The sequence below is a fragment of the Streptomyces sp. NPDC045956 genome (assembly GCF_056430705.1).
This window is the reverse complement of sequence record NZ_JBWKKZ010000015.1, coordinates 105,750-131,490: the sequence shown is the minus strand read 5'-3', so window position 1 is coordinate 131,490 and position 25,741 is coordinate 105,750. Positions and strand designations below refer to the sequence as shown.

General features: G+C 73.1%; 27 protein-coding genes. 5 read left to right on the top strand and 22 right to left on the bottom strand.

The features are described 5' to 3' along the window. Positions 1-10 precede the first annotated feature (10 nt). Positions 11-1,189, bottom strand: a complete 1,179-nt coding sequence (locus tag AC07FV_RS31965) for a spore photoproduct lyase family protein (RefSeq protein WP_479091067.1) — start codon at positions 1,187-1,189, stop codon at positions 11-13. 156 nt (positions 1,190-1,345) lie between these two features. Between AC07FV_RS31965 and AC07FV_RS31960 the strand changes: the two genes are divergently transcribed. After that, a complete protein-coding gene (locus AC07FV_RS31960; protein WP_053126814.1) occupies positions 1,346-1,531 on the top strand; it encodes a hypothetical protein in 186 nt (61 codons plus the stop codon). Between the two features lie 18 nt (positions 1,532-1,549). On the opposite strand, the gene AC07FV_RS31955 is transcribed toward AC07FV_RS31960, so the two are convergent. The 8 genes from AC07FV_RS31955 to AC07FV_RS31920 all read right to left on the bottom strand — a co-directional run bounded on the left by AC07FV_RS31955 (position 1,550) and on the right by AC07FV_RS31920 (position 10,800). After that, positions 1,550-2,341: an SAM-dependent methyltransferase gene (locus AC07FV_RS31955; RefSeq protein WP_479091066.1), complete on the bottom strand. Its 792-nt coding sequence runs from the start codon at positions 2,339-2,341 to the stop codon at positions 1,550-1,552. 114 nt (positions 2,342-2,455) lie between these two features. After that, positions 2,456-2,848 (bottom strand): DapH/DapD/GlmU-related protein, encoded by a 393-nt coding sequence (locus AC07FV_RS31950; protein WP_479091064.1) that lies wholly within the window; start codon positions 2,846-2,848, stop codon positions 2,456-2,458. After that, on the bottom strand, positions 2,767-3,096 hold the full coding sequence (locus AC07FV_RS31945) for a maltose acetyltransferase domain-containing protein (RefSeq protein ID WP_479091061.1): 330 nt from the start codon (positions 3,094-3,096) through the stop codon (positions 2,767-2,769). Before AC07FV_RS31945 ends, AC07FV_RS31950 begins: the two co-directional genes overlap by 82 nt. 97 nt (positions 3,097-3,193) lie before the next feature. Beyond that, on the bottom strand, positions 3,194-5,242 hold the full coding sequence (locus AC07FV_RS31940; RefSeq protein ID WP_479091059.1) for a glycoside hydrolase: 2,049 nt from the start codon (positions 5,240-5,242) through the stop codon (positions 3,194-3,196). 124 nt (positions 5,243-5,366) lie between these two features. Further along, the gene (locus AC07FV_RS31935; protein ID WP_479091057.1) at positions 5,367-7,412 is read right to left on the bottom strand and encodes a beta-galactosidase; all 2,046 of its coding nucleotides are present in this window, start codon (positions 7,410-7,412) and stop codon (positions 5,367-5,369) included. A 78-nt stretch (positions 7,413-7,490) separates the two neighbouring features. After that, positions 7,491-8,834: an ABC transporter substrate-binding protein gene (locus tag AC07FV_RS31930; RefSeq protein ID WP_479091055.1), complete on the bottom strand. Its 1,344-nt coding sequence runs from the start codon at positions 8,832-8,834 to the stop codon at positions 7,491-7,493. Positions 8,835-8,915: 81 nt separating this feature from the next. Next, a complete protein-coding gene (locus tag AC07FV_RS31925; protein ID WP_479091053.1) occupies positions 8,916-9,866 on the bottom strand; it encodes a carbohydrate ABC transporter permease in 951 nt (316 codons plus the stop codon). 7 nt (positions 9,867-9,873) lie between these two features. Continuing rightward, on the bottom strand, positions 9,874-10,800 hold the full coding sequence (locus AC07FV_RS31920) for a carbohydrate ABC transporter permease (protein WP_479091051.1): 927 nt from the start codon (positions 10,798-10,800) through the stop codon (positions 9,874-9,876). A gap of 312 nt (positions 10,801-11,112) precedes the next feature. Here AC07FV_RS31920 and AC07FV_RS31915 point away from each other — a divergent pair, with 312 nt between their 5' ends. After that, entirely contained in the window at positions 11,113-12,105 is a 993-nt protein-coding gene (locus AC07FV_RS31915) for a LacI family DNA-binding transcriptional regulator (RefSeq protein WP_479091151.1), read from the top strand. A gap of 130 nt (positions 12,106-12,235) precedes the next feature. Here the strand turns inward: AC07FV_RS31915 and AC07FV_RS31910 are convergent, their stop codons facing one another. The 11 genes from AC07FV_RS31910 to AC07FV_RS31860 all read right to left on the bottom strand — a co-directional run bounded on the left by AC07FV_RS31910 (position 12,236) and on the right by AC07FV_RS31860 (position 22,114). Further along, positions 12,236-13,042, bottom strand: coding sequence for a ribonuclease BN (locus tag AC07FV_RS31910; protein ID WP_479091049.1), 807 nt, complete (start codon positions 13,040-13,042; stop codon positions 12,236-12,238). 221 nt (positions 13,043-13,263) lie between these two features. Further along, the gene (locus AC07FV_RS31905; RefSeq protein ID WP_383648707.1) at positions 13,264-13,665 is read right to left on the bottom strand and encodes a hypothetical protein; all 402 of its coding nucleotides are present in this window, start codon (positions 13,663-13,665) and stop codon (positions 13,264-13,266) included. Between the two features lie 145 nt (positions 13,666-13,810). Continuing rightward, on the bottom strand, positions 13,811-15,034 hold the full coding sequence (locus AC07FV_RS31900; protein ID WP_479091047.1) for a cytochrome P450 family protein: 1,224 nt from the start codon (positions 15,032-15,034) through the stop codon (positions 13,811-13,813). Continuing rightward, positions 15,031-16,263, bottom strand: a complete 1,233-nt coding sequence (locus AC07FV_RS31895; RefSeq protein WP_479091045.1) for a cytochrome P450 — start codon at positions 16,261-16,263, stop codon at positions 15,031-15,033. Before AC07FV_RS31895 ends, AC07FV_RS31900 begins: the two co-directional genes overlap by 4 nt. Further along, on the bottom strand, positions 16,260-16,880 hold the full coding sequence (locus AC07FV_RS31890; RefSeq protein WP_356609607.1) for a GTP-binding protein: 621 nt from the start codon (positions 16,878-16,880) through the stop codon (positions 16,260-16,262). Before AC07FV_RS31890 ends, AC07FV_RS31895 begins: the two co-directional genes overlap by 4 nt. Next, on the bottom strand, positions 16,861-17,208 hold the full coding sequence (locus tag AC07FV_RS31885; protein WP_479091044.1) for a DUF742 domain-containing protein: 348 nt from the start codon (positions 17,206-17,208) through the stop codon (positions 16,861-16,863). Before AC07FV_RS31885 ends, AC07FV_RS31890 begins: the two co-directional genes overlap by 20 nt. Further along, entirely contained in the window at positions 17,205-17,612 is a 408-nt protein-coding gene (locus tag AC07FV_RS31880) for a roadblock/LC7 domain-containing protein (RefSeq protein WP_356609611.1), read from the bottom strand. Before AC07FV_RS31880 ends, AC07FV_RS31885 begins: the two co-directional genes overlap by 4 nt. Then, entirely contained in the window at positions 17,609-19,306 is a 1,698-nt protein-coding gene (locus AC07FV_RS31875; protein ID WP_479091042.1) for a sensor histidine kinase, read from the bottom strand. Before AC07FV_RS31875 ends, AC07FV_RS31880 begins: the two co-directional genes overlap by 4 nt. A gap of 176 nt (positions 19,307-19,482) precedes the next feature. Continuing rightward, positions 19,483-20,796: a cation:proton antiporter gene (locus tag AC07FV_RS31870; RefSeq protein ID WP_479091040.1), complete on the bottom strand. Its 1,314-nt coding sequence runs from the start codon at positions 20,794-20,796 to the stop codon at positions 19,483-19,485. Between the two features lie 75 nt (positions 20,797-20,871). Next, complete coding sequence (locus AC07FV_RS31865; RefSeq protein WP_479091039.1) at positions 20,872-21,564, bottom strand: GAF and ANTAR domain-containing protein; 693 nt, start codon at positions 21,562-21,564, stop codon at positions 20,872-20,874. A gap of 118 nt (positions 21,565-21,682) precedes the next feature. Then, positions 21,683-22,114 carry a hypothetical protein gene (locus tag AC07FV_RS31860; protein ID WP_479091037.1) on the bottom strand — a complete coding sequence of 144 codons (432 nt, stop codon included), beginning with the start codon at positions 22,112-22,114 and terminating at the stop codon, positions 21,683-21,685. Positions 22,115-22,260: 146 nt separating this feature from the next. Here AC07FV_RS31860 and nsrR point away from each other — a divergent pair, with 146 nt between their 5' ends. After that, positions 22,261-22,707: a nitric oxide-sensing transcriptional repressor NsrR gene (gene nsrR, locus AC07FV_RS31855; RefSeq protein ID WP_479091036.1), complete on the top strand. Its 447-nt coding sequence runs from the start codon at positions 22,261-22,263 to the stop codon at positions 22,705-22,707. Between the two features lie 97 nt (positions 22,708-22,804). Then, on the top strand, positions 22,805-24,001 hold the full coding sequence (locus AC07FV_RS31850) for a globin domain-containing protein (RefSeq protein ID WP_479091034.1): 1,197 nt from the start codon (positions 22,805-22,807) through the stop codon (positions 23,999-24,001). Positions 24,002-24,047: 46 nt separating this feature from the next. Here the strand turns inward: AC07FV_RS31850 and AC07FV_RS31845 are convergent, their stop codons facing one another. Then, on the bottom strand, positions 24,048-24,398 hold the full coding sequence (locus AC07FV_RS31845) for a hypothetical protein (RefSeq protein WP_356609625.1): 351 nt from the start codon (positions 24,396-24,398) through the stop codon (positions 24,048-24,050). 156 nt (positions 24,399-24,554) lie between these two features. On the opposite strand from AC07FV_RS31845, the gene AC07FV_RS31840 reads away from it, so the two are divergent. Then, positions 24,555-25,244, top strand: a complete 690-nt coding sequence (locus AC07FV_RS31840) for an adenosylcobinamide amidohydrolase (RefSeq protein ID WP_479091033.1) — start codon at positions 24,555-24,557, stop codon at positions 25,242-25,244. A 27-nt stretch (positions 25,245-25,271) separates the two neighbouring features. Here the strand turns inward: AC07FV_RS31840 and AC07FV_RS31835 are convergent, their stop codons facing one another. Beyond that, positions 25,272-25,532, bottom strand: a complete 261-nt coding sequence (locus AC07FV_RS31835; protein ID WP_356609629.1) for a hypothetical protein — start codon at positions 25,530-25,532, stop codon at positions 25,272-25,274. Between the last annotated feature and the right edge of the window lie 209 nt (positions 25,533-25,741).

The window sequence follows — 25,741 nt, the reverse complement described above, 5'->3', positions numbered from 1 at the left end:
CGCGCCGGGCTCAGAACGCGTACCGGACGCGCAGCCAGGGCGTGTGCGCCTCGACCAGCGCACGGACCCGGGCGACCGCGTCGGCCTTGACGCCGACCCGGTAGCGCACGTTCAGCGCGCCGTTCTCGGAGCGCTTGGCCTGCTGGAGCTCCGGCCGCCACAGCACCTCCTCGGCGCGCGGGTGCCAGCCCAGGTTCACCTCGTGCAGCTCCCGGTTGTGCGTCAGCATGATCACCTCGGCGGCGGCCTGCCGCTTGACCCGGTCCGGCAGGACGTCGTCGAGGTGGCGCAGCAGCTCCGCCCAGGCCTCCTCCCAGCCCGGCCGCAGGACGACGGGGGAGAGGTTGAAGTGCACCTCGTAGCCGGCGTCCAGGAAGTCGGCCGCGGCGGCGATCCGCTCGGCGACCGGGGAGGTGCGCAGGTCCAGCAGCCGGGAGTCCTCGGGCGGCATCACGGAGAAGCGGACGCGGGTGCGGCCCCGGGGGTCGAGGGCCAGCAGGTCGGGATTGACGAACTTGGTGGCGAAGGACGCCTTGGCCGTCGGCCACTGCCGGAAGGCATGGACCAGATCCGCGGTGTTGTCGCAGATCAGGGCGTCCACCGAGCAGTCGCCGTTCTCCCCGATGTCGTAGACCCAGGCCTCGGGGTCGCACTGGTTCGGCTCCGGCTTCGGGCCCTGCCGGGCGATGTGCCGGCCGATGTGGGCGATGATCCGGTCGATGTTGGTGAAGACCGTGACCGGGTTGGCGTACCCCTTGCGCCGGGGCACGTAGCAGTAGGCGCAGGCCATCGCGCAGCCGTTGGAGGCGCCGGGGGCGATCCAGTCGGCGGACCGGCCGTTGGGCCGGGTGGTCGGCGCCTTGCGCTCGCCCAGCACCAGCGTCTCGCCCTTGACCCGCACCCAGCGCTCCACGTTCCCCTCGTTGCCGTGCAGGCCGGGGATGCGCCAGTGCGAGTCGACCTCGATCACCCGGGCGTCGGGGAACCGGGCCAGGACCTGCCGGCCGCGTTCGGACGCCGCCGCCGCCGGTTCGGCGTGGATCTCCCGGACCGGCAGAAGGCGGCGCGCGGTCGCCGAGTCCCGGAAGAGCGGTCCGGTGGGGGCGGGTACCGGCGGGCCGGGGACGAGTGCGTCCAGGCCGAACAGGGTGCCGGAGCCGTCGTCCGGCGCGGAGGACGGGTCGTGCATGAGGTCTCCGGAGCGCTGGTGCGGAGGGACCGGACGGTGGTGCCGCGGTCCCGTCCCTCCACTCTACGAAGCGCGCGGCGACGGCCGCCGTGTCACGCGGCCCGTCGGGGGCATACGCGTGGCACGGCACCGCCCCGGTGCCCCCGATCCGAAGGGATGTACACCGTGCTGGCCATCATCGCGGCGGTCCTGTTCCTCATCGCCTGGCTGATCAACGCGGCGGAGGTGTCGACCAACGACGTCTTCACCTCCACCAACGTCATGCTCGTCGGCCTGGCCCTGCTGGCCCTGCACGTCGCCGGCATAGGCAGCGGCTGGGCGGCCCGGGGGCGCCGCCGCTGAGCCGCCGTCCGGTCCCGGTCAGGGAATGCGGGCGACGCCCGCGTAGATACCGCTCTCCTCCGGCGCGGGCCGCTCCTGGTCCGCGCCGCACCATTCGGTGGCGGTGACCAGCCCGGGCGGCAGCAGCTGAAGTCCGTCGAAGAAGCGGGCCACCTCCGCGCGGGTGCGGAAGCCCAGGCGGATGCCGCCCTTCGCGTACTGGGCGATCACCTGCTCCGCCAGCTCGGGGAAGATGTCGATCGCGGCGTGCGACAGGACGAGGTGGCTGCCCGACGGGAGCGTCTCGACCAGCCCGCGGACGATGCCGTGGGCGTCCTGGTCGTCCGGCACGAAGTGCATCAGGGCGATCAGCGACAGCGCGACGGGGCGGTCGAAGTCCAGGACCTCGCGGGCGCGCCGCACGATCTCCTCCGGCTCGCGCACATCGCCCTGGATGTAGTCCGTGGCGCCCTCGGGGCTGCTCACCAGCAACGCCTCCGCGTGCCGCAGCACGATCGGGTCGTTGTCGGCGTAGACGACCCGGGCCGCCGGAACCGTCCGCTGGACGATCTGGTGGAGGTTGGGCTCGGTCGGGATGCCCGTGCCGATGTCCAGGAACTGGTCGATGCCCCGGGCGGCCAGGTGGGCCACGGCGCGGTTCATGAAGGCGCGGTTCTGCCGTGCCGCGGCCCGCGCCTCGGCCGGCAGCGTCTCGCCCACCGCCTCGTCGACGGGGTAGTTGTCCTTGCCCCCGAGCAGCCAGTCGTAGACCCGGGCCGGGTGCGCCCGGCTGGTGTCGACGTGGGGAGGCTCGGAATGGTCCGTCGTCATGGCAGGCTCCGTGGTCCGGGAGGTGACGCATCGCCGCGATTTTCGATCATCGTACTGCTCCGCGAAAGGTGTCACGGGCCGGACCTGCGACCGGAGTTGACGGCCGCTACGGCGTCACCGGTCGGCCCGGCGCGCGGTGCGGGGCGGACGGTGGGCCCACTCCCGGTCCGCGTCCGTGATCTCGCGCGTCACCCGCGCGGGGCTCCCGGCGACGACCACCATCGGCGGCACGTGGGCCGTCACCACACTGCCCGCGCCGACCACCGCTCCCCGGCCCACGGTCATCCTGGGCAGGAGCAGCGCGCCGGCCCCGATCCACACGTCGTCCTCGATGCGCACCGGCGCCGAGAACTGCGTCCCGTCCCGGCGCAGGTCCGGGTGGACGGGGTGCCCGGTGGTGCTGACGGTCCCGTGCGGGGCGAACATCACCCGGTCCCCGACGAACACCTCCACGTCGTCGACGAGGGTGAGGCCGAAGTTGGCGTACACGTCGTCGCCCAGGTGCACGTGGTTGCCGTAGCCACGTGCAGCGGCGGCTCGATCCGCACGCCGCTCCCCACGGAGGCGAACAGCTCCTCCAGGAGGGCCCGGCGGCCGTCCTCGTCCCGGGCCCCGGTCCCGTTGTAGGCGTCGGCCGGCACCTTGCCCCGCAGGCGTTCCTCCGCCGGCCCCTCCAGGCCGGGCGCGCCGTCCGAGTACAGCTCGTGCGCCGCCATCCTGCGGCGGACCTCCCTCTCGCGCGGGTCGGTCGTCATACGTCCTCCTCCGCACGGTGCGTGCGGGTCGGCCCCCCCGGACCGCACCGCCTCCCGGGAGGCGGTGCGGTCGGGTACGCGGGTGCCGTGAGAGGTGTCAGCCGGTCTGCCCGGTGGTCACGTCGGTCACCGTCCAGCGCTGGTTGGCGCCGGAGTTGGGCGGCCACGTCGTGACGGCGGCGCCCTCGTGCGTCGCCTGGCCGCCGACTTCGAGCAGACGCCCGGTGCCCGCGTTGACCAGGGTCCAGGTGCCGTCACCGGTGGTCGACATGATCCACTCGGCGGCCCGGTCCCGCTTGCCGGTGTCGGGTTCGGCCACCGGGACGTCGTCGCGCACGGCCAGCCGCGTCCCGTCCTGCGGGTTGGTGAAGACGTGGCGGTCGAGGACGCCGCTGTCCCGGCGGACCGCGCTCAGCCGCCACCGCTGGGCGCCCGTGTCGGCCTCGGTGCCGAGGACCAGGTCCCGGTCGTTCTCCCCGACGGTGACGGCCCTGCCGCTCTGGACGCCGGTCAGGGTGTACGTGTGCCCCTCGCGCAGCGGGGCGGCGTCGTCCGCGACGCCGGAGACACCCTCGATCGCGAAGGAGGTGACGGACCGGGCCGGCACGGTGACGGTGGCCGTGCGGTCGCCCACCCTGACCGGCGCCTGCCGTACCAGCTTGCCGTCGGCGCTGGTCACGACCGGGGTGACGGTGGCCCCGCGGCGCACGTCGCGGAACTTCGACAGGTCGACGGTGACCGTGCGGGCCGCGTCGGTGCGGTTGACGTGGACGAGCGAGGCGCCCTTGCCGTCGCGGGTGACGGCGGCGGCGCTGGAGGTGTCGTCCGTCCCGATCAGCCGGTCGCCGGGCCTGATGAAGTGGGTGAAGTTGCGGGCGGTGTCGAACTTGGTGTTGGTGCGGATCGGGCAGGTCTCCAGGGTGTCCTCGGCGGTGCAGTCGAACGGGAGCTGGATACTGCCCCAGTTGCCGCCCTTCGCCGACTCACCGCCCGGCTTCATGTTGTCGTAGTCCTCGACGGGCTGCCAGAACACCCAGGCGCGGGGCTCCAGTTCACGCAGGTCGTCGACGATCTGCTGGGCCAGGCCGAGACCGGGCCGCATGTCCTCGAAGTCCTGGCCGTCCCCCCAGTCGCCGCCGACCTCGCTCATCCACAGCGGCTTGTCGGCGGCCTTGGACAGGTCCCGCACGGTGGTGCGCTGCCCGGTGCCGTAGGTGTGGACGTTCATCTGGTCGACGAGGCCGCGCTCGGTCTCGTCGTAGGCGCTCCAGTTCCGCGCGAAGGTGCCCGGGTTGGTCTCGTCCATCGCCGAGATGCCCGCTCCGACCTTCGCCTTCCGCAACGCGGGGGCCAGGGCCCGCAGGACCTGGCGCTGCGACTCGGGCCCCATGTGGGCGCCCTCCTGCCGGCCGCCGACGGGTTCGCCGTCGGCTCCCAGCCGCGTGCCCCAGTACGAGGTGTTGGGCTCGTTGAACGGGTCGACGGTGTCGACCTCGATGCCCTCGGCACGCTCCAGCCGCCGGGTCGCCCCGGCCACGTAGGCGGCGAAGTCGTCGACGGACTCGGGCTTCAGCTGGTCGGCCGAGGCGTCGAAGCCGCCCGAGACGTAACCGCTCACCGTCATGAACCAGGGCGGGGAGTTGCTGAACGTCTCCCAGTGGTCGATGTCGTCCTTGATGCGCTCGACCCACCAGCGCTGGGTCGCGTCGGCGTCCTCGTTCCAGTCGGCCGGGTCGTCGGCGCTCCACCAGTCGGTGTCCTCGCGGGTGGTGCCCGCGGGCGCCTTCCACCAGCCCTCCACGGCACCGCCGGCCCGCAGGTAGTCCTTCACGTCCGGCGCGTTGCCGCCGCCGATGTTGTAGCGGGCGATGTTCAGCCCCAGACCGTCGTCGTCGAAGAGGAGGCGGGCCAGCTTCTCGCGGATCTCCGGCGGGTAGCCACCGGTGGCGTTGGCGAACCAGACCAGGCTGGTGCCCCAGCCCTCGAACCTCTCCTGCCGGTACGACGGGTCCAGCCGTACGGTGACCGAGGAGGCGGCCGTCGCGGGTTCGGCCCGGGCGGGAACGCTGATCAGGGCGGCCCCCGTGGCCAGGGCGGTGAGGGCGGCGGCCCCCAGGAGGCGTCTGCTGCGGGTACGGCGTGCCATCGTGTGCTCCCAACGGGAAGGTGTGGACGCTGCGGTGGCCCCCGCCGCCGGCGTCCGGGCAGCGGAGGACGGCCCCGGAGCGGTGGGTGCGCTCCGAGGAGTCGGTGAGGGGGCGGGTGGGGGCTCAGGTGGTGGAGGTGCGCAGCACCGCCACGTCCCGGGGGCCGAGGAGGACGGCACCGCCGTCTCCGGTGGCGCCCACCAGGACCTCGCCGGTGAGTCCCGGCACGGTCACGGACCCGTCGGTCCGGTTGACCAGGAAGAGGAACCGGCCGCCGGGCCCGCGGCGCACCGTCGCCTCCACCGATCCCCTTACGGAGGCGGGCAGTTCGCTGCTCACGCCGGCCGGTTCCAGCAGCCGCGGCAGCAGCGGGGCGAGCCCCTCGGGGCCGAGCCGCGTCGAGACGTAGGCGGCCGAACCGCTGCCCGCGGCACGCCGGGTGACGGCCGGCCGGCCCGCGTGCGGTCCGGTCGCGTAGTGGGCCAGCACCTCCGTCCCCGGAGCGGTGACGGTGATGTGGTCGGTCCACAGGGTGCCGGTGCTCGTGTCGTCCAGCTCCACGCTCTGCCCGGCGGGCAGCGGGCCGAACTCCTCGACGCGGATGCCGAGCAGGTCCCGCAGGGCGCCCGGGTAGCCGCCGAGCCAGATGTGGTCGTTCTCGTCGACGACACCGGAGAAGTACGTGGTGACCAGGTGGCCGCCCTGCTCGGCGTAGCGCGTGAGGTCCTTGGCCAGCTCGGCCGGGACCAGGTGCAGTACGGGCGCGATCAGCATCCGGTGGCGGCCGAGATCGGCGCCGGTGGTGACGACGTCGGCCCGGACGCCCAGGGCGAGCAGCGCGGAGTACCAGTCGAGCGCCTCCCGGTGGTAGTCGAGCAGCGACGTGGGGTGCGAGTCCTGCTCGCTCGCCCACCACGACTCCCAGTCGAAGAGGATGCCGACCTCGGCGGGCTCCCGCTCGCTGCCCGCGACCGGCGCCAGGACCTTCAGGGTGTCGCCGAGCGCGGTGACCGCGCGGAACAGGTCGCTGTCGGCGCCCGCGTGCGGCACCATCGCCGAGTGGTACTTCTCGGCGCCGGCCGCGGACTGGCGCCACTGGAAGAAGCAGACCGCGTCCGCGCCGTGCGCCACGTGCGTCAGCGAGTCCCGGGCCAGCTCACCCGGTCGCTTGGCCAGGTTGACCGGCTGCCAGTTCACGGCGCTCGTCGAGTGCTCCATCAGGAACCAGGGCCGGCCGCCGGCGATCCCGCTGGTCAGGTTCGCCGAGAAGGACAGCTCGTCGCGTTCCCGGCCGCTCGGCACGACGTAGTGGTCGTTGGCGACGAAGTCCACCTCGTCCGCCCAGTCCGCGTAGTTCATGCCCTTGGTGCCGGGCATCACCATGAAGTTGGTGGTGACGGGGACGTCCGGCGTCAGCTCCCGCAGCACCTCCCGCTCCGCGCGCAGGTAGTCCTTGAGCGCGTCCGACGAGAAGCGCTTGAAGTCCAGCTGCTGGGTCGGGTTCGGGTGGGAGGCGGCCAGCCGGGGCGGCAGGATCTGCTCCCAGTCGCTGTAGCGCTGCGACCAGAACGCCGTGCCCCAGGCGTGGTTGAGGGCGTCCAGCGTGGTGTACCGCGCGCGCAGCCAGTCGCGGAAGGCACGGGCCGCGTCGTCCGAGAAGTCGTGCGCGTTGTGGCAGCCCAGCTCGTTGTTGACGTGCCAGGCGACCAGGGCGGGATGGCCGGCGTAGCGGGTCGCCATCTCCCGGACCAGGCGCAGGGCGTGCTCGCGGAAGACCGGCGAGGTGGGGCGCCAGTGCTGGCGCGCACCCGGCCACAGTGTCTCGCCCCGGTCGGTCACCGGGAGGATCTCGGGATGCGCGGTGGTCAGCCACGGCGGCGGGGACGCGGTGGCGGTGGCCAGGTCGACGCCGACGCCGTGGCGGTGCAGCAGGTCCATGACGTCGTCCAGCCAGGCGAAGTCCCAGACGTCGGGCCCCGGCTGGAGCCGGGCCCAGGAGAAGATGCCCACGGACACGATGTTCACGCCCGCCTCGCGCATCAGCCGTACGTCCTCCTCCCACACCTCCCTGGGCCACTGCTCGGGGTTGTAGTCGGCGCCGAACCCCAGACGGGGGACGGGCGCACCGTCCGCCCCGCCCTGGAGACGGGAGAGGAGGGTGGAGATCATGGCGGTCCTTCCGGTGGGGTGCGTGCGGTGCGGGGGCGGCGCGTGCCGCGCCGGGCCCCCGTGCCGCTGCCGTTGCTGCTACTGGTCGACGGTGAAGCCCTGCTCCTTGCCGTACTTGACGGACGCCTCCTGCCAGGACTTCAGCCCCTCGGTCAGCGTGGTGCCGGACACGTACGCCTTGCCGACGGTGTCGTTGAAGACCGAGTTCGCGTACACCTGGTAGGGCAGGTACGACCAGTCGTCGGGGACGTTGGCGGCCGACTCGGCGAAGATCCTGTTGGCCTTCTGGCCGCCGAAGTAGGGGAACGCGGCGTCCTGGAACTTCGCGGACCGGAGGTCCGCGGTGGTCGCCGGGAAGGCGCCGGCATCGAGCCGGGTCTGCACACCCTCGCCGGCGTTGGCGTACTCGACGAACGCGTACGCCAGCGCCTCGTTGTCGCCCAGTTCCGGGAGCGCGAGCGCGCTGCCGCCGTTCTCGGCGCTCGTCTGCCCGCCCGCCTTCCACTGGGGCAGCGGGGCGACGCGCCAGTCTCCGGCGGCGTTCTTCACGCCGGAGGCGAGGTTGGCGGGCATCCAGGCGCCGGTGGCCAGGGTCGCGATGGTGCCGTCGCCGAGGCCCTTGTACCACTCGTCGGTCCAGCTGGTGACGGGAGCGAGCAGCTTCTCGTCGATGAGCTGCTGCCAGGTGTCGGTGAAGGCCTTGGCGCCCTGGTCAGAGAAGTCGATCCCCACCTCGGTGCCGTCGACCGTGTAGGGGCGCGAGCCGGCCTGCCAGAGCATGCTGGTGGCGAAGCCCGCGTCACCGGTGTCCGCGGTGATGGAGGCCCTCGGGTCGGCCTCGCGCAGCTCGCGGGCGGCGTTCAGGTACTCGGCCCAGGTGGTGGGCACCTCGATGTCGTGCTTGTCGAAGACCGTCTTGTTGTAGAACAGCGCCATCGGGCCGGAGTCCATCGGGAGGGCGTAGACGCCCTCGCCGCCGGCCCGCACACCGTTCCACGGCCCGGGGGAGTACTGCGCGGAGAGCTTGTCCGCGCCGAACGCCTCGAGGTCGGTGAGCTGCTCGGTCAGGGCGTACTGGCCCATGGCGTAGTACTCGATCTGGGCGACGTCCGGGACGCCCTTCTTCGCCGAGATCGCGTTCTGCAGCGCGGTGTACTGGTCGTTGTTGGTGCCCGCGTTGACCAGCTCGACCTCGACGCCGGGGTGCTCCTTCTCGAAGTCGGCCGCCACCTGTTCGAGCGTGGGCTCCCACGCCCAGACGGTGAGGGTGCCGCCCTTCTTCAGGGCGGCCTGGACGTCCGCCTGGGAGACCGCCTTCCGGTCCGACCCCCCGTCGTCGGATCCGCCGCAGGCGGCGGCCCCGAGGGCGAGGGCGCAGAGGAGGCCTGTTCCGCGCAGCAGGCGGCGCGAGTGCTTGGGCATGGGTGTGCTTCCACTTCTTCGTGGCCGTGACCGGCACCGTTGGGGGTCGGAGGGAGGGGCGGGGGAGGGGGCGGGCGAGGGCTACCCCTTGACGCTTCCGGCGGCGAGTCCGGACTGCCAGTACCTCTGGAGCAGCAGGAACGCGGCGATCAGCGGCAGGATGGTGAGGAGGGAGCCGGTGACGACCAGATGGAAGACGGCCTCGCCGCCGGCGGTCGCGGCCTGGGCGTTCCAGCTGTTCAGGCCCAGCGTCAGCGGATACCAGTCGGGGTCCTTGAGCATGACCAGCGGCAGGAAGTAGTTGTTCCAGGTCGCCACCATCGTGAACAGCAGGACGGTGACGATGCCGGGGGCCAGCAGCGGCAGCACGACCCGGAAGAACGTGCGCACCTCGCCCGCGCCGTCGATGCGGGCCGCCTCCATCAGCTCGGTCGGGACGGCCTCGCTCGCGAACACCCACATCAGGTACAGGCCGAACGGTGAGATCAGGGACGGGATGATCACCGCCCAGGGCGTGTTCGTCAGCCCCATCTCGCTGAACATCAGGAAGGTCGGCACCGCGAGCGCCGTACCCGGCACGGCCACCGCGCCGATGACGACGGCGAAGACGGCACGCCGGCCGGGGAAGTCGAACTTGGCGAGCGCGTAGCCGCCGAGCACCGCCAGAAGGGTGGCACCGCCCGCGCCGAGCACCACGTACAGCAGGGTGTTCAGCAGCCAGCGGGTGAAGACGCCGTCGTCGTAGGTGAACGTCTCGCCGATGTTCTCCCACAGCGCGAAGTCGCTGTCGAACCAGAGGCCGAAGGAGCGGGACAGGCCCTCCTGCGTCTTGGTGGCGCTGATGGCGAGCCAGACCAGCGGCACCAGGCTGTACAGGAGCACCAGCCCGGTCAGCACGGTCAGCAGGACGCTGCGCCGGGGTCTGCCGGGGGAGTGCCGGCGCCGTGGAGCGCGCAGCCTGGGGGTGGAGCCCGGAGCGCCGGACGGTGCGGTCGCGGAACGGCCGGTGACGGTGGCGACGGGACCGGTCATCGCTGCTTCACACTCCCTTGCGCATGCCGCGCAGCTGGACGACGTAGGCGACGACCATGGTGATCAGCCCCATGACGATGGCGACCGTCGCGGAGTAGTTGTGCTGCTGTCCGTTGAAGGACAGCGAGTACGTGTAGAAGTTCGGGGTGTAGTCGGTGGTGAGGGCGTTGGGGGCCAGCGGCCGCAGGATGCTGGGCTCGTTGAAGAGCTGGAAGCTGCCGATGACCGAGAAGATCGTCGCGATCACCAGGGCCCCGCGGATGGCCGGGAGCTTGACGGCGGTGATCACGCGGATCTGCCCGGCACCGTCGATCTGGGCCGCCTCGTACAGCGAGTGCGGGATCACGCGCAGCGCCGCGTAGAAGATCAGCATGTTGTAGCCGACGAACTCCCAGGTCACGATGTTGCCGATGGAGGCGAGCACCAGGTCGGGGGAGAGCGGGTCGGGCAGCGAGACGCCGAACGCGCTGTTGATGTCGCCGACCAGACCGAAGCGGGTGCCGTACATGAAGCCCCACATCAGGGTGGCCACCACGGCGGGCACGGCGTACGGCAGGAAGATGGAGATGCGGAAGAAGTCCCGTCCGTACAGGCGTCCGCTGTCCAGTGCCAGGGCCACCAGCAGCGCGATGCCGAGCATGACCGGCACCTGGACGGCCAGGAAGAGCGAGACCCGGCCGATCGCGGCCCAGAACCGGTCGTCCTGGAGCGCCTGGGTGTAGTTGTCCAGTCCGACGAACGTGTTGCCGCCGATGAGCTGGTCGCGGAAGAGGCTGAGGTACACGGAGTACGCGATCGGCGCGAGGAAGACCAGGGCGAACACGGTTACGAAGGGGCCGAGGAAGCCCCACCCCGTCCAGGAGCGGCGGTCCCGCCCGGTCGGCGGCGGCGCGGGCCGCGGCCCGGCGGCTACCGGTTCTTGCAGCGTCGTCATGTCGTCCCTCGCTCGTCCACTTCCTGGAACACGGGCGTCGGCCGGAGGGTCTCCCCGCGGGCCGCGCCCTGTGATGTTTACGCAAACATCGACCGCCTGGGAAGAGGGTGGTGAGTGGTTATGTTTACGTAAACATCCGGTGGCGGCATGTCTACACTGCCCGGATGACGACGGTCAAGGGTTCGCGGAGACCCCGGACCGTGCGGGGAACAGAGAGGTGGCGGACGGCGAGTGGGCACGGCAGAGAGGGCCATGGCGGATGCGCCGGCCGCGAGCGCGAGACGGAGCCGCGGCGCCGGCCGGACGGCCTCGATGGCGGACGTGGCCCGGCTGGCGGGGGTCTCCTCGCAGACCGTCTCCCGCGTCTCCAACGGCTACGCCGGGGTGAACGAGGAGACCCGGCAGCAGGTGCTGGCGGCCATGAAGGAGCTGGGCTACCGGCCCAACAGCGCGGCCAGGGCGCTCAAGCGCGGCGAGTTCCGCACCATCGGCGTCATCACCTTCTCCCTGGCGACCACGGGCAACGTGCGGACCCTGGAGGCCATCGCGACCTCGGCGGCGGGCGAGGGGTACGCGGTGACGCTGCTGCCGGTCGCCGTCCCCACCCAGGACGAGGTGCGCGGCGCCTTCTCCCGGCTGGAGGAACTCGCCGTCGACGCGGTGATCGTCATCATGGAGGTCCACCTGCTGGACGCGGTGACCCTCCAACTGCCGCCGCACGTCCAGGTCGTGGTGGTCGACTCCGACGCGGGTGAGCACTACACGGTCGTCGACACCGACCAGGCCGGCGGCACCCGCGCCGCCGTGCGCCATCTGCTGGACCTCGGGCACGACACGGTGTGGCATCTGGGCGGGCCCGAGGGCTCCTTCGCGGCACAGCGCCGTACGGACGCCTGGCGACGCACGCTCACCGAGGCCGGCCGCACCCCGCCGCCGCTGTTCCGGGGCGACTGGTCGGCGGAGTCCGGCTACCGCGCCGGCCTGGAACTGGCCGCCCGCGAGGAGTGCACGGCCGTCTTCGCGGCCAACGACCAGATGGCACTCGGCCTCCTGCGCGCCCTGCACGAACGCGGCCGGCGCGTCCCCGCGGACGTCAGCGTCATCGGCTTCGACGACATCCCGGAGGCCGGCTCCTTCCTGCCGCCGCTGACCACGGTGCACCAGGACTTCGCCGAGGTGGGCAGGCTCTGCGTGCGGGCGGTGCTGCGCAAGATGCGCCAGGAGGGCCCGGAGCGGGGCACGACACTCGTGCCGACGCGACTCGTGCCCCGGGCGAGCGCGGCGCCGCCGCCCGGGCGGGGGTGACCGGAAGGGCGGCCGGCGCCGGGTGATCGCATACGGGGCGAGGGCGTGAGCGCGGCCGGTGCCGGTGGCGCGGGGGAAGCCGCCGGACGACCCCGAGCCGTACGCCCGTGGCGCGCACCGCCGCACGCTGTCAGTCCCGGTCGATGCGGTCGATGTTCCGGGTCCACCAGTGGTGCTCGCAGAACCAGTGGCCGACCATCGAGCCGCCGAAGACGACGAACCCGACCCCGATCAGCCAGGACTCCACCACCAGGACGATCCCCACCGTGCCGTAGCTGATCGCGTTGTCGAGGATGAGCGGCGTGAAGACGAGGTAGGAGAAGCCCCGCAGGCCGATCAGGCCCGCCACCGTCGCGATGGCCCCGGGCAGCAGGTCCCGCCAGCGCACCTGGCTGCCCAGCAGGAAGTGCTGGCCCCACCAGAAGAACAGGATGCCCGTCGCCGTGGACAGCGCGATCCGCAGCGAGCCGTGCAGGGCGGTCCGCGTCTGCACCTCCTGGTAGAGGTAGGCGGTCAGCGCGATCACCCAGGTCAGTTGCCGCCAGACGCGGTGCCACGGGCCCGAGGGGAGTTCCCAGATGCGCTCGTAGCCGTTCTGCACGCTCGCCGCGAAGGACACGCCGAACACGGCCAGCGCGATACCACCCCACACGCTCGTCGTGCCGACCACCTTGGGCGGCGGACTGAAGATGTCGGTCAGTACGCGGGCGGAGCGGCCGGACAGTCCCATGCCGTCGGACAGCCAGGACGCGAACCCTCCGCGTCCCAGGGGGTCGAAGGCGGCCACCACGATCAGCAGCGGGGCCAGCGTGACCAGCGCCAGGGTGGCGAACCCCATGGCCCGGTGCATCAGCTCCAGGTCCCGGCCGCGCCGGACGAGGGAGGACGCGGCCAACCGGTCCCACACTCGGTGGAACGGCTGCCAGAACCGGTTCACGGGAAGCTCCTCGGGCGGGCCCCTCGACGGCGCGCGGACGCGCAACTGAGTGACCCGGGCGGCGACCGGACAAACGTGCCGCCACCCGGCCGCCCGCCGCACGCCACCCGGACGGCCCTCGCCGTGGGGCCGTCCGGGAGGGCGGCGCCGCCCGACACGGCCCCCGGCGCCGAGCCGTACGGAGGGGCCCGGCGCGCCCGTGGTCCGCCTCGCGGCCCGGGTCAGGGGTCCGTGCGCTGCTGCTCGCGCATCCGCTCGTTGTGCCAGGCGATCGCGGCGCGTATCTGCGGCTCCTGGAGGCCGGTCCGGCAGCCGAGCTGGTCCATGGAGAGTCCCGTGGGACCACTGGTCAGGGCGCGGGTGAGCTTCGCCGCCCACAGCTCCTCGGTCACGAAGGGCCGGTGCGCGTAGCCGTTCCTGATCACCTCGAAGTGGGCGTCGCAGCACGCGGTGACGCGCCGCAGCCCGTCGAAGCAGGCCTCGGTGGCGTGCGCCGCCGAGGAGTCCGGCACGTAACCGCCCACGGCCTCCTTCTCGGGGAAGACCCTGGCGCACAGGTCGCACAGCTCCACGGGGACCGGCTTCGCGGCCCGACGGCTCTTTCTTCCCTTGCGCTTCCACATGGCGACTCCCGGGGTGCCACACAGCAGTGTCGACGCCGGCGTGCCGATTCGGGTTCGGCGTCCGAAATGCCGGAGTTACCCGCAGGGCGGGGGGCAAACGCCCCGCGGGTACGCCCCTGGTCAGGCCCGGTGCGCCGGACGCCGGTCAGCCCAGCCTGACCGGCAGCTCGAAGAGGTCGTTCTGCGTGACCACCGGCTTGTTGCGCAGTTCCGAGGCGGGCACCGCCAGGTCCAGCCGCGGGAAGCGGGCGTAGAGCGCCGGGAGGGCCACGCCCGCCTCCAGCCGGGACAGAGCGGCGCCGGGGCACACGTGCGGGCCGTGCCCGAAGGAGATGTGCCGGCTCTGCGAGGCGCGGGTGATGTCGAACTCGCCGGCCGAGGGACCGTGCGCCCGCTCGTCCCGGCCCAGCGCGCCGTACGACACGATCAGCGCGTCACCGGCGGGGATCACCCGGTCGCCGACCGGGACGTCCTCGGTCGCGAAGCGGATCAGGACGTGCGAGGTGGGGGTCGAGTAGCGCAGCGTCTCCTCGACGACCGCGGACCAGTCGGCCTCCCCGGACAGCACCAGGTCGCGCTGGTCGGGATGGGTGGACAGGTTGACCACGGAGTTCACGATGAGCGAGATCGTGGTCTCGTGGCCCGCGGCCACCATCAGCTGCAGCGTGGAGACGATCTCCTCGTCGGTGAGGTGGTCACCGTCCTCCGAGGCCAGGATCAGGGCACTGGTCAGGTCGTCACCGGGCGCGGCGCGCTTGGCGGCGACCGTGTCGGCCATGATCCCGGCCAGCTCGGTGAGGGTCGCCACGACCTCCTCGGGCGGCGTCTGGGTCGAGAAGAACTTGTCGAACAGCACCTTCAGCCTGGGCAGCCGCACCTCCTCGATCCCCATGAGGTCGGCGATGACGTACATCGGCAGCGGGTAGGCGAAGGCGGCCTTGAGGTCGACGACACCGCCGTCCGCCGGCAGTTCGTCCAGCAGCCGGTCGGTCAGCTCGGTGATCCGCTTGCGCATGTGCTCCACCCGGCGCACCGTGAGCGCCTGCGCCACGAGCGTCCGCAGCCGCCGGTGCTCGGCGCCGTCCACGGTGAGCATGGAACGGCCCGGGTTGGCCAGCCCGATCAGCGGCCAGTCCGCGGGGATCTCGCCGCGCTGCCACGCCCCCCACACGTTGATGTCCTTCACCAGGCGGGGGTCGGTGAGGAGGGCCTTCGCCTCGGCGTGGTGGGTGACCGCCCACACGGGCACGCCGCCCGGCAGCTCCACCGCGGCGAGCGGACCGGCCGCGCGCAGCCGGGCGCTCTCGCCGTCCAGGTCGGTGACGAACGGGTCCAGCGGTATCCGGGCTTCTTCGGTGCCGGTCGTCATGCTGACGTGCCTCCCAGGGCGGTGGTCGGGGTGAAGCGCACGGGCAGTTCGGTCAGCCCCCGCAGCCAGGGCGAGGGGCGACGGGTGAGGGACCCGGCGGGTACGGCCAGGTCGATGTCCGGCAGCCGGTCGAGGACGACCTCGATGCCCGTGCGCGCGATGACCTCGGCGACCTCCTGGGCGGGGAACGGGCAGCGGTGCTCACCGTGGCCGAAGGAGAAGTGCGCGTTGTTGCCGCCGGTGAGGGCCGAGCCGTCGGTGCGGACCTGCGGATCGGAGTTGGCGCCCTGGAGACCGAGCAGCAGCAGGTCGCCGGCGCGGACGCGGCGGCCGCCGAGCTGGGTGTCCCGGGACGCCCACCGGCCGGCCACGTTCTGGGTCGGCGTGTCCTCCCACAGCACCTCGTTCATCGCCTCGGCGACGCTGTTGCGGCCACCGAACAGGGACGCGGCGAAGCGTTCGTCGGTCAGCATCAGGCGCAGCGAGTTGCCGATCCAGTCCGCGGTCGGCTGGTGCCCGGCGGCCATCATCACCATCAGGTCCTGGGCGATCTCCTCCTCGCTGAAGCCGCCGGTGTCGGCCAGCATCCGGGAGGCGACGTCGTCGGCGGGCGCCGCCTTCCGGTCGGCGAGGAGCCGCGCCATCGACGTGCCGAGGTGCGTCTGGCCGGCGATGGCCCGCTCCCTGCCGTCGATCATGTCGTTGAGGGCGGTGACGAGCGCCGGGCCCTCCGCGTCGGAGAAGCCGAACAGGCGGGTCAGCACCCGCACCGGCAGCAGCATGGCGTAGTCGCCGACGAGGTCGGCCTCGCCCTTGGCGCAGAGCCGGTCGACCAGTTCGTCGGCGAACCGCTCGGCGTGGCCGCGCAGCACGTGCGGGTCGACGGCCTCCAGCGCGTCGCTGATCATCGCGGCGCGTTCCCGGTGCCGCTCGCCGACCGTGTAGAGGATCGACGGCTGCTTGCGGCCGATCATCGGCAGCAGCGGCCAGTCGGCGGGGATGTTCTCCCACTGGTTCCACAGGTCGGAGTCCCGGCTGAACAGCACCGGGTCGCCGGTCACCTGGTGCAGTTCCCGGTAGCCGAGCACCAGCCACGCGGGGACGTCCCCGTCCAGCAGCACCGGGGTGACGGCACCGTGCTCGCGCCGCATCTGCCGGTACAGCAGGGCGGGTTCGGTCTGGAAACGGGGACCGCTGAGCGGTACGGCGTCGGTGGCGTCGGTGCTCACGCGAACTCCTGTCGGGGCTGGGCGGCGTAGGACGCCTGAAGGTGCTCGACCAGCGCGATCAGCACCTGCTTGCTGGATTCGCGGGACCGGGCGTCGCAGGAGACCAGGGGCACCCGGGGGTCCAGGTCGAGGGCCTCGCGGACGGCCTCGGGGGAGTGCCGGGGGCCGCCGAAGTCGTTGCAGGCGACGATGAACGGCGTGCCGTGGTGCTCCAGGCGGTCGATGGCGTACCAGGAGTCGTCGATGCGGCGGGTGTCCACCAGGACCACCGCGCCCAGCGTGCCGGAGAACAGCCGGTCCCACAGGAACCAGAAGCGCTCCTGACCGGGGGCGCCGAACAGGTACAGCACGTTGCGCGTGTCGAGGCTGATGCGGCCGAAGTCGAAGGCCACGGTCGTCGCGGTCTTCCCGCGCACCTCGCTGATGTCGTCGACCGCCTCGCCGGCCTGCGTCATGGTCTCCTCGGTGTTGAGGGGACGTATCTCGCTGACCGAGCGGACCATGGTCGTCTTGCCGACACCGAACCCGCCCACGACCACGATCTTCAGACCGTTGTCGGCGGACGCACCCAGCGGTGTGCGCGCCGGGGTGGAGGCGTCAGAGATTGCGGAGTCCAACGAGCACCTGCTCCAGGATGTCGGGATCGGGGACGGCTGCCCTGCGCGGGTGGCGCACGCTCACACGCCCTGCGGCGTGCAGGTCGGAGAGCAGGATCTTGGTGATGCTCACCGGCAGCCGCAGTTCGGCGGCGATCTCCACCACCGCCGTGGGGGCGTCGGTCATCCGCAGGATCGCCGTGTGCTCCGACTGCATGCCGGGCCCCGGCTCGCACTCGGCGACGATGAGCGTGACCAGGTCGAAGGGGCTGTCGGGCCCCGACCGGCTGCGCCCCTGGGTGAGGGTGTACAGGCGGTCGGGTGCGTCGTCCCTGCCGGGGCGGCTCATGACGTGCGGGGCTGCGCGGTGAGGTGCTCGCCGAGCTGCTCGATGAGCTCGCTCATGTTGTGCCCGACGAGCCCCGCGTCCGCGTCCTCAGAGGTGACGACGGCCAGGTGCGCGCCGTCGCCCGCCTCGACGATGAAGAGGATGCCGCCGTAGAACTCGGTCATGGCCGAGCGCACACCGCCGCTGCCGTCCCCGAACTCCACGGACGCGCCGTGGGACAGCGACTGGATGCCGGCGGCGATCGCGGCGAGCTGGTCGGCCTGGTCGACGGAGAGCTCGGGGGTGCGGCACAGCTTGAGTCCGTCCCGGGAGAGGACGAGCGCGTGCCGCGCGCCCGGAGTGCGCTCCAGGAGGCCCTCGATGAGCCAGGTGAGCTTCTCGTCGGCGGTGGTCGAGCCGGTCATGAGGTGGTGTCGCCTTCCGGGTGCGCGTGCGAGTGGGACGGGTGGTCGGGGGCCGTCTCGGTGGGTGCGGGGGCGGCGGGCTCCGGCTGCGGGGCGGTACCCCGCGAACCGGTGGGGCCGGCCGGCCGTACCGCCTGGCGGAAGCTGCTGAAGCGGGCCGCGCGCACCTTCGCGTCGTCGGCGGGCGGGGCGGGGCGGGGCTCGTCGGCCCCGGTCGTGGAGCGGCCGCGTTCGGCCGCGGCCAGGGTGCGGCCGCGGCGCCGCTTGGGCAGCTCGGTGGCCGGCTCGGCCGACCCGCCCGGCCCGCGGTCGGCGGACTCGTGCACGGGAAGGGGCTCGGAGACCCCGCCGGCGGGGGCGAGGCCGTCGAAGCCGCCGGTGGCGGGTGACACTCCGGGGAGCGACGGGTGAGCCGCCGTCGCCGGGGCCGCGGCGGCCGGGTCCGTGGGGGTCTCGACCGAGGCCGCCGCGGGCGCGGCGGTCCGGCCGGAGGCCACCGGGTTCGAGGCTGGGCCCTCGGGAACGGCCGAACCGCTCAGGATGTCCTGGGGGATGAGCATCAGCACGCCGGTGCCGCCGCGCGCGGACGGCCGGAAGGACACCTTCAGCCCGTACTTCGCCGACAGCCGCCCCACCACGGCGAGGCCCAGCCGGGTGCCGGTCAGGCCGCCGATCCCGGCGGTGTCGCCGGAGACCGCCTTCTGGGCGCGGCGCAGTTGCACCTCGCCCATCACCAGTCCGCTGTCCTCCACGGACACGATGACGCCGGCGGGCACCTCCTCCACGTACACGTGGACCTCGGCGGTCGGCGGGGAGAAGTTCGCCGCGTTGTCCAGGAGTTCGGCCAGGGCGTGCATGACGCCCTCGGCGGCGTGCCCGGCCACCGCGCGGTCGCTGGCCGAGTGGACGCGCACCCGCTGGTACCCGGCGATACGTCCCATCGCCCCGCGCAGGATCGACTCCATGCCGATGGGCCGCGCCCAACGGCGTCCGGAGCGGGCGCCGGTGAGGACGGCGACGGAGTCGGCCAGCCGGCCCGCCTGAGCGGTGCGGTGGTCGAGGTGCAACAGGTCGGTGAGGACGTCCTCGTCGCCGTGCCGCTCCTCCATGGCCCGCAGGTCGGCCAGCATCCCCGTGGCCAACGCCTGCATCCGGCCGGCCGCGTTGGCGGTCGCCGAGACTGCGGCGGCGCGCTCACCCGTCGCCCGCTCCAGGTCCGCCCGCAGCCGGTCGGCCTCCTCGGTGAACCGGTCGGCCTCCTGGGCCCGCTGCTCGGCCAGACGGCGGCGCTCCTGCTCGAAACCGTCCGCCAGGCGCTCCCGCTCCCGGTCGAACTCGGCCAGCAGCGACGCCCGTTCGCGGTCGGCCTCCGCCCGCAGGCGCTGCTGCTCCCGTTCCGCCCGCTCGGCGAGGTGGGCGCGGTCCCGGGTGAGTCCGCTGACGTCCGCGCGGGCGGCGTCCAGCAGGCGGCGGGCGGCCCGTCGTCCGCGCACGGCGTGCACGGCCACGGTCACCGCCACGCAGAGCAGGATCGCCGCGGCGCTCGCGCCCAGGCCGAGGGGGACCCGTACCGAGGGCGGTGCCGCGGCGACGGCGCCACCGACGACGAGCGCCGAGACCACCGCGCAGGGCAGGGCCGTGGATACGAGGGCGCGGGGAGCGGTTCGGTCGCCGGGGCGGGCGGGCGCGGTCATCAATCGGGTCCTCGCCAGGCCGCCGGAGCGGCCCTCGTGTCGTCCATCGGGGCGCGTGCGGGCAGGCAGCTCTCACACGGCACGCAACTGGCGATCACTATACGAGAGTCGGCGATCCGAATGAGAAGGGTCTTGCTCAATTCCCGCGCGCTTTCCGTCGGTTTCTCGCGATGCGGTCACAGACGCTCGCCGGCCACGTCGGTTTCGCTCGGCGTCCGCCCGGGCTCCCCGCGGCTGTGCGCCCTGAGCGTCCGCAGCCGGTCGAGGCGGGCGATCACGGGAGAGGCGGTCACTCCGTGCAGGACGACCGAGGCGAGGACGGTGAAGGCCACGACGGCCCACAGCTCCCCGGCCGGGACGTGGAAGCCCTCCGTTCCGAGGGCGTGGGCGAGGTAGAACAGCGAGCCGATGCCGCGAATGCCGAAGAAGGCGGTGACGATCCGCTCCCGCGGTCCCGCGGCCGTCCCGAGCTGCGCGACCCACCCGGCGGCCGGCCGTGCCACGAGCAGCAGGAGCAGGCCGACGGCAGCGCCCCGCCAGGTCAGGTCGGCCAGCGCGCCCTGCGCGACACAGACCCCCAGCAGGAAGAGGAGCCCGGCGGTCAGCAGCCGTTCGACCTGCTCGACGAAGTCGTGCAGCACGGCGTGGTAGCCGTGGTCGCGTTCGGCGGCGCGCACGCTGCACGCGGTGACGAAGACGGCCAGGAAGCCGTAGCCGTGGGCGAGTTCGGTGACGCCGTAGGACAGGAAGGTGGCGCCCAGGGCGACGAAGCCCTCGCGGTGCTCGGACAGCCGGAACGACTCCGGGCCGGCGCGGAAGAACAGCCAGCCGAGCAGCTTCCCGACGGCCAGACCCGCCAGGACGCCGACCACGCACCCGTACAGCAGGTCGACCAGCAGCCAGTGCCCGACCCAGTCCCCGGACACGCCGGTGCCCGCGGCCGCCGTCAGTGCGATCGCCGCCATGACGACCGGGAAGGCCAGGCCGTCGTTGAGACCCGCCTCCCCGGTGAGCGCGAAGCGGACCTCGTCCTCGTCGTGCTCGGAGTCGGTGGGCGCGCCCACCCGCACCTCGGAGGCGAGGACCGGGTCGGTGGGTGCCAGCACCGCGGCGAGCAGCAGCGCGGCGGCCGGCGGCCAGTCCAGCAGCCACCACGCGAGCAGCCCCGTGGCCGCGATGGTGAGGGGCATGGTGATGCCGATCAGCCGCCAGGGAGCCTGCCAGCGGCGCAGGCCGAAGGGGCGGTTCAGCGCCAGGCCGGCCCCCATCAGGGAGATGATCACGCAGATCTCGGTGAGGTGCTCCACCCACACCCGGTCGCGTACGAGGTCGATCTCGGGCAGCGGGGTGGGGAGCAGTTGCAGGGCGATGCCGCAGAGCAGGAAGACGAGCGGCATGGACAGGGCCCGTCCGGCCACCAGCCGGGGTATCACGGCCGCCCCGAGGGCACCCGCTCCCAGTACGGCGAAGGAGAAGTCGGCCAAGGTCATCGCTGTCGTGTGCCCGCTGCCGCCGGGCCGTACGCCATCCGGTGCGCGTCCCGGCCCGGGGCGCGCACCCGGGGATCAGGGCGGGCCGCCCCGTTCGCACACCTGGCGGGCGACGTCGCGGAGCTTCACGTTGTGGTCCTGCGAGTACCGGCGCAGTACCGCGAAGGCCTGGTCCTCGGTCAGCCGCCGGCTGCCCATGAGGATGCCCATGGCCTCGCCGATGGTGTGCCGGCTGCCGATCGCCTCCTGCATCTGCGCATGCGTGCGGGCGCTGGAGAAGGCGACGGCGGCGTGGGAGGCGAGCAGCCAGCCGGCCAGCTCACTGGCATCGGTGAACGCCCCCGGCCGGTACGAGTAGAGGTTCAGGGCACCGAGGTCCTCGTCCTCGGTGAAGAGCAGGAAGCCCATCATGCTGCCGAGCCCCAGCTTGCGGGCCTCGGGCACGTACTTGGGCCAGCGCCGTGCCTGGTCGGTGAAGTCGGCGATACGGAACTGCCGCTGCCCCTCGGAGGTGCGCGCGGCGTCGAAGCACGGACCTTCCCCGACTCGCCCTTGGAGATCGTCGCTGTCCACCACGACCTGGTCGGTGGGGGCGAGCGACTGCACCTGGTCGCCGCGCAGGATGAGGATGCCGGCGGCGTCGCAGCCCTCCACCAGTTCCGTGGCCGAGCCGGTGATGCGCTCCAGGGTGTCGTTCACCGATTCCTGGGCCAGCAGGTCGCGTGCCAACGACGCCATCTGCTGGGCGAACCCGCGCCAGTCCTCCATATCGCCACCTCCTCGTCCCTCAAGGGGTGCCCAGAGACGACCGGACGCAACAGTGGGGGACCCGAACGCCGTAACCCCGTTCCCCGTTGCACGCGAGCCGGGCCGGCCGCTCCCGGCCTCAGGTGCCATCGGGCCGGAGCCGGCCGGCGGCCTCCGGGGGCTGGATCCGCATACCGGGGCGGCGTCGGTGGACGGTCAGGTACGTCAGCCCGTCCGGGCCGGCGTGCACCGCGCGCGTCGAGCCGTGCGGCAGCCAGGTCAGGGCGCCGGCGCGCAGGGGCTGCCGTCCCTCGGAGCCGACGAGCGCGCCCTCACCGTCGAGGACGAGCAGCAGGACGTCGAGGTCCGGCTCCGTGTGGGTGTCGACCCGCCCCGCCGCCGGGATGCGGACGACGTTGGCGTCGAGCTGGCGTCCGGGCTCCGCGAGCCTCCACAGGGCACCGGTCGACAGGTCCTCGCCGGGCGGCAGGAGGTCCGCGAGGTCGCACAGCACCCGGGGTGACGGTGCCGGTGCCGCCGGCTCGGGGGAGTAGCGGTCTTGCGCTGTCATCAGATGCACCGTCCGATGTCGACTGGGTTGTCCCGCCGATCCGTTGAGCGGCCGGCCCCGGCGCGGCCGGTCGAGTGACGCACTCCACAGGCCGAGGGCGCGAGGTAAAGACGAATCTAACATGCGTATTTGATAGCGTCCGGGTTGTGCGGCTGACGAAGTTCACCGACCTGGCGCTGCGCTCCGTGATGCGCCTGGCGGTCGTGAGAGACGGGGACGACCCCCTGACCACCCGCGAGGTGGCCGAGGCGGTCGGTGTGCCGTACACGCATGCGGCGAAGGCCATCACCCGCCTCCAGCACCTCGGTGTGGTCGAGGCGCGGCGCGGGCGCGGCGGCGGCCTCACGCTGACCGGCCCGGGGCGGCACGCCTCGGTGGGCCGACTGGTGCGCGAGCTGGAGGGCGACGGTGAGGTGGTCGCCTGCGAGGGCGACTCGCCGTGCCCCCTGCGCGGGGCCTGTCGCCTGCGGGGCGCGCTGCGGGACGCGCAGGAGGCGTTCTACGCCGCGCTCGACCCGCTGACCGTGACCGACCTGGTGGCCTCACCGACCGGCCCGGTCCTGATCGGCCTGACGGACCGCTCCTCGGGGTGATTCCTGTGCCTCGGTGTGGCCGGTGGACCGTCGGTCGGGGGCCGGTGGCGAGCCGCACGCGAAAACACGAATATTGGATACCAGTTAAGGAGTCACCGTGCTCTCCGAACAGTCGGTCCCCGTGGTCCGGGCCACCCTCCCGGCGGTGGGTGGAGCCATCGGCGACATCACCACCCTCTTCTACCGCAAGCTGTTCGACGCCCACCCCGAGCTGCTGCGGGACCTGTTCAACCGCGGCAACCAGGCCAGCGGGGAGCAGCAGCGGGCGCTGGCCGGTTCCATCGCAGGGTTCGCCGGCCTGCTGCTGGACCACCCCGACGAACGTCCGGACGCGATGCTCTCCCGCATCGCGCACAAGCACGCCTCCCTCGGCATCACGTCCGAGCAGTACGAGATCGTCCACCGCCATCTGTACGCCGCGATCGCGGAGGTGCTCGGCGACGCCGTCACCCCTGAGGTCGCCGCGGCCTGGGACGAGGTCTACTGGCTGATGGCCCACGCGCTCGTGGCCCTCGAAAGCCGCCTCTACCGGGAGGCGGGTGTGGCCGAGGGGGAGGTCTGGCGCCGCGTGGAGATCGTCGGACGGCAGGAGCAGGGCCCCGACGCGGTCTCCCTCGTGCTCCGGCCCGCCGACGAGCACCCCGCGCCGCCGTTCCGCCCGGGCCAGTACGTCAGTGTCCGGTCCGAACTGCCCGACGGCTCCCGCCAGATCCGGCAGTACAGCCTGTCCGCCGGACCCGGCCGGTCCGACCGGCGCATCACCGTCAAGCGGGTCCGGGGCGGCGAGGGACCCGAGGGCGAGGTCTCGTCATGGCTCCACGCCCACGCGCGCGAGGGCGACGTCCTCACCGTGTCCGCACCGTTCGGCGACCTCGCGCTGGCGGACGGCGACGGGCCCCTGCTGCTGGCCTCGGCCGGCATCGGGGTCACCCCCATGCTGGCCATGCTGGACCACCTGGCCGCGTCCGGCTCCACCCGCCCGGTGACCGTGATCCACGCCGACCGCGACCCCGTCGCGCACGCCCACCGGCAGGAGCAGCTCGACCTGATACGCGCGCTGCCCGGCGCCCGGCTCCACCTCTGGTACGAGGTGCCCGGCGACCGGGCACCGCACGCCTCGGCCGGCCGCGCCGACCTCGCCGGCGTCGAACTGCCGCCGGGCCTGACGGCCTACCTGTGCGGACCGGTGCCCTTCATGCGCGCCGTCCGCGGCGACCTGCTGCGCCGCGGTGTGCCGGCCCAGGACGTCCACTACGAGGTCTTCGGCCCCGACCTCTGGCGCGGACAGCCCTGACGGGCGGCGGAACCCGCCCTTCTCCGGTTCTTCCGGTTCCTCCGGTCTAGGCCGCCGCGGTGAAGGCGGTGCTGATCGCGGTGTCCACCCGGGCGTGGACGACCAGCCGCGGGCCGGAGGTGTCGGCGTTGTTCTCCAGCAGCCGCCGGACGGGCGCGCTGTGGGTGACGACGCTCATCAGGACGCCCAGGCGGCCGCACCACTGGTGGGCCCGGAGCACGGCACTGACCGCGGCGGGGCCGGCTGCCCGGTCGGTGAGGACGATGACGACGGGGGTCGGCTTGTGGGCGTCGACCAAGTGGGTGATGTGCGTGGTCAGCGTGGCCCGCCCGTCGATTCCCGGGTCCTGGTCCACCGTGATGACCAGGACCCCGTGCTCCAGGGTGTGGGACAACATCGCGGCCTCCGATCCGACGCCTCATGGCGAAGTTGTGTCCAGTGAAAGTGCCGGGGACCGGGTCCGCAATACGCCCGTCCCGGAGCCGGAGCGAGGGTTCCGCGCTGAGTACGATCAACCGGTTCCGCCCCCGACCGCCCAGAGGAGTTCCCGCCGGTGCCCGCCCTCCTGCCACCGCCCCGTACCGGGCCCCCGCTGCTCACCCCTCGGCGCCTGACCCGCGAGGAGGACGGGGAACGGCTGCACGCCCTGCTGTGGTGCCCGGGCCCGGGCTGGCGGGCGGCCAGCAGCGCCGTGCTGGGCGGCGGGATAGGTGAACGCGCCTGGGTGCTCAACGCCCAGGTCGCGCACGGCTATCGGCGCACCGACCCCGCGCGGCACCTCGCGGACCTGGCCGGCGCGGCCGGCGCCCGGGGGCCGGGGGTGGGCCTGATGACGGCCGCCGACGTGTCCGCACCCGGCATCGGGAGGGACGGCGGCGCGGAAGCCGTGGTGACCGCGGGTGTCTCGGTGCGCGGCTGGGCGGCTTCACCCGCCGAGGGCGCCACCGGCACCGCCGCACCGGGCACGATCAACATCGTCGCCGCCCTGCCCGTCGCGCTGAGCGACGCGGCCCTGGTCAACGCTGTGATGACGGCGACCGAGGCCAAGGTCCAGGCGCTGCTCGAAGCGGGCCTCGACTGCTCCGGCACACCCACGGATGCCGTGTGCGTCGCCGCCCGCGTCCCGGGGGCGGACAGCGAGGTCCACTCCTTCGCCGGACCGCGCTCGCAGTGGGGCGCCCGGCTGGCCCGAGCCGTCCACCGGGCCGTGCTCGCGGCGCTCCCGCTCCCCGCCGCCCGGTGATCCTGGGGCCCTACAGTTCCGGGGTCCTCACAGTGACGTCCTGCGACGCGCCGCGCGTGCCCGCAGCGCCAGCGCGGTGGCGAGCAACACCCAGGCCACGGCGGAATAGGCCCAGGCGGTCCCGCCCCGGACGGCACCGACGGAGCTCCACACCGCCCACAGCGCGAGCACCACGCACAACGCCGTCCAGGCGATGTCGGCGACGCGGCCGTGCAGCTGCCCGCGCTGCCGGGTCCCCGGTTCCAGAGTGCCGAGCCCGTCGTCGACGGGTGCCTTCCCCTTGTTCACGTCAGGCTCCTTCGAAGGTCGCTGCGGAGTGAACTCCGCTTACCCCGAGGGAGGTTGCGCATGCGGTACGGGTGGCACGGGTGCGGGGGGGGGGGGGGGGGGGGGCACCCCCCCCCCCCCCCTTCCCCCCCCCCCCCCCCCCCAACCCCCCCCCCCCCCCCTCCCCCCCCCGCCACCCCAACCCCCCCCCCCCACCACCCCACCCCCCC

Coding starts and splice junctions, on each gene's coding strand:
- AC07FV_RS31920 (WP_479091051.1), bottom strand. CDS start 10,800: ATGACGACGCTGCAAGAACCGGTAGCCGCCGGGCCGCGGCCCGCGCCG.
- AC07FV_RS31905 (WP_383648707.1), bottom strand. CDS start 13,665: ATGTGGAAGCGCAAGGGAAGAAAGAGCCGTCGGGCCGCGAAGCCGGTC.
- AC07FV_RS31845 (WP_356609625.1), bottom strand. CDS start 24,398: ATGTTGTCCCACACCCTGGAGCACGGGGTCCTGGTCATCACGGTGGAC.
- AC07FV_RS31945 (WP_479091061.1), bottom strand. CDS start 3,096: ATGACGACCGACCCGCGCGAGAGGGAGGTCCGCCGCAGGATGGCGGCG.
- AC07FV_RS31870 (WP_479091040.1), bottom strand. CDS start 20,796: ATGACCTTGGCCGACTTCTCCTTCGCCGTACTGGGAGCGGGTGCCCTC.
- AC07FV_RS31960 (WP_053126814.1), top strand. CDS start 1,346: ATGTACACCGTGCTGGCCATCATCGCGGCGGTCCTGTTCCTCATCGCC.
- AC07FV_RS31875 (WP_479091042.1), bottom strand. CDS start 19,306: ATGACCGCGCCCGCCCGCCCCGGCGACCGAACCGCTCCCCGCGCCCTC.
- AC07FV_RS31865 (WP_479091039.1), bottom strand. CDS start 21,564: ATGGAGGACTGGCGCGGGTTCGCCCAGCAGATGGCGTCGTTGGCACGC.
- AC07FV_RS31925 (WP_479091053.1), bottom strand. CDS start 9,866: ATGACCGGTCCCGTCGCCACCGTCACCGGCCGTTCCGCGACCGCACCG.
- AC07FV_RS31880 (WP_356609611.1), bottom strand. CDS start 17,612: ATGACCGGCTCGACCACCGCCGACGAGAAGCTCACCTGGCTCATCGAG.
- AC07FV_RS31940 (WP_479091059.1), bottom strand. CDS start 5,242: ATGGCACGCCGTACCCGCAGCAGACGCCTCCTGGGGGCCGCCGCCCTC.
- AC07FV_RS31900 (WP_479091047.1), bottom strand. CDS start 15,034: ATGACGACCGGCACCGAAGAAGCCCGGATACCGCTGGACCCGTTCGTC.
- AC07FV_RS31965 (WP_479091067.1), bottom strand. CDS start 1,189: ATGCACGACCCGTCCTCCGCGCCGGACGACGGCTCCGGCACCCTGTTC.
- AC07FV_RS31860 (WP_479091037.1), bottom strand. CDS start 22,114: ATGACAGCGCAAGACCGCTACTCCCCCGAGCCGGCGGCACCGGCACCG.
- AC07FV_RS31955 (WP_479091066.1), bottom strand. CDS start 2,341: ATGACGACGGACCATTCCGAGCCTCCCCACGTCGACACCAGCCGGGCG.
- AC07FV_RS31915 (WP_479091151.1), top strand. CDS start 11,113: ATGGCGGACGTGGCCCGGCTGGCGGGGGTCTCCTCGCAGACCGTCTCC.
- AC07FV_RS31885 (WP_479091044.1), bottom strand. CDS start 17,208: ATGAGCCGCCCCGGCAGGGACGACGCACCCGACCGCCTGTACACCCTC.
- AC07FV_RS31930 (WP_479091055.1), bottom strand. CDS start 8,834: ATGCCCAAGCACTCGCGCCGCCTGCTGCGCGGAACAGGCCTCCTCTGC.
- AC07FV_RS31935 (WP_479091057.1), bottom strand. CDS start 7,412: ATGATCTCCACCCTCCTCTCCCGTCTCCAGGGCGGGGCGGACGGTGCG.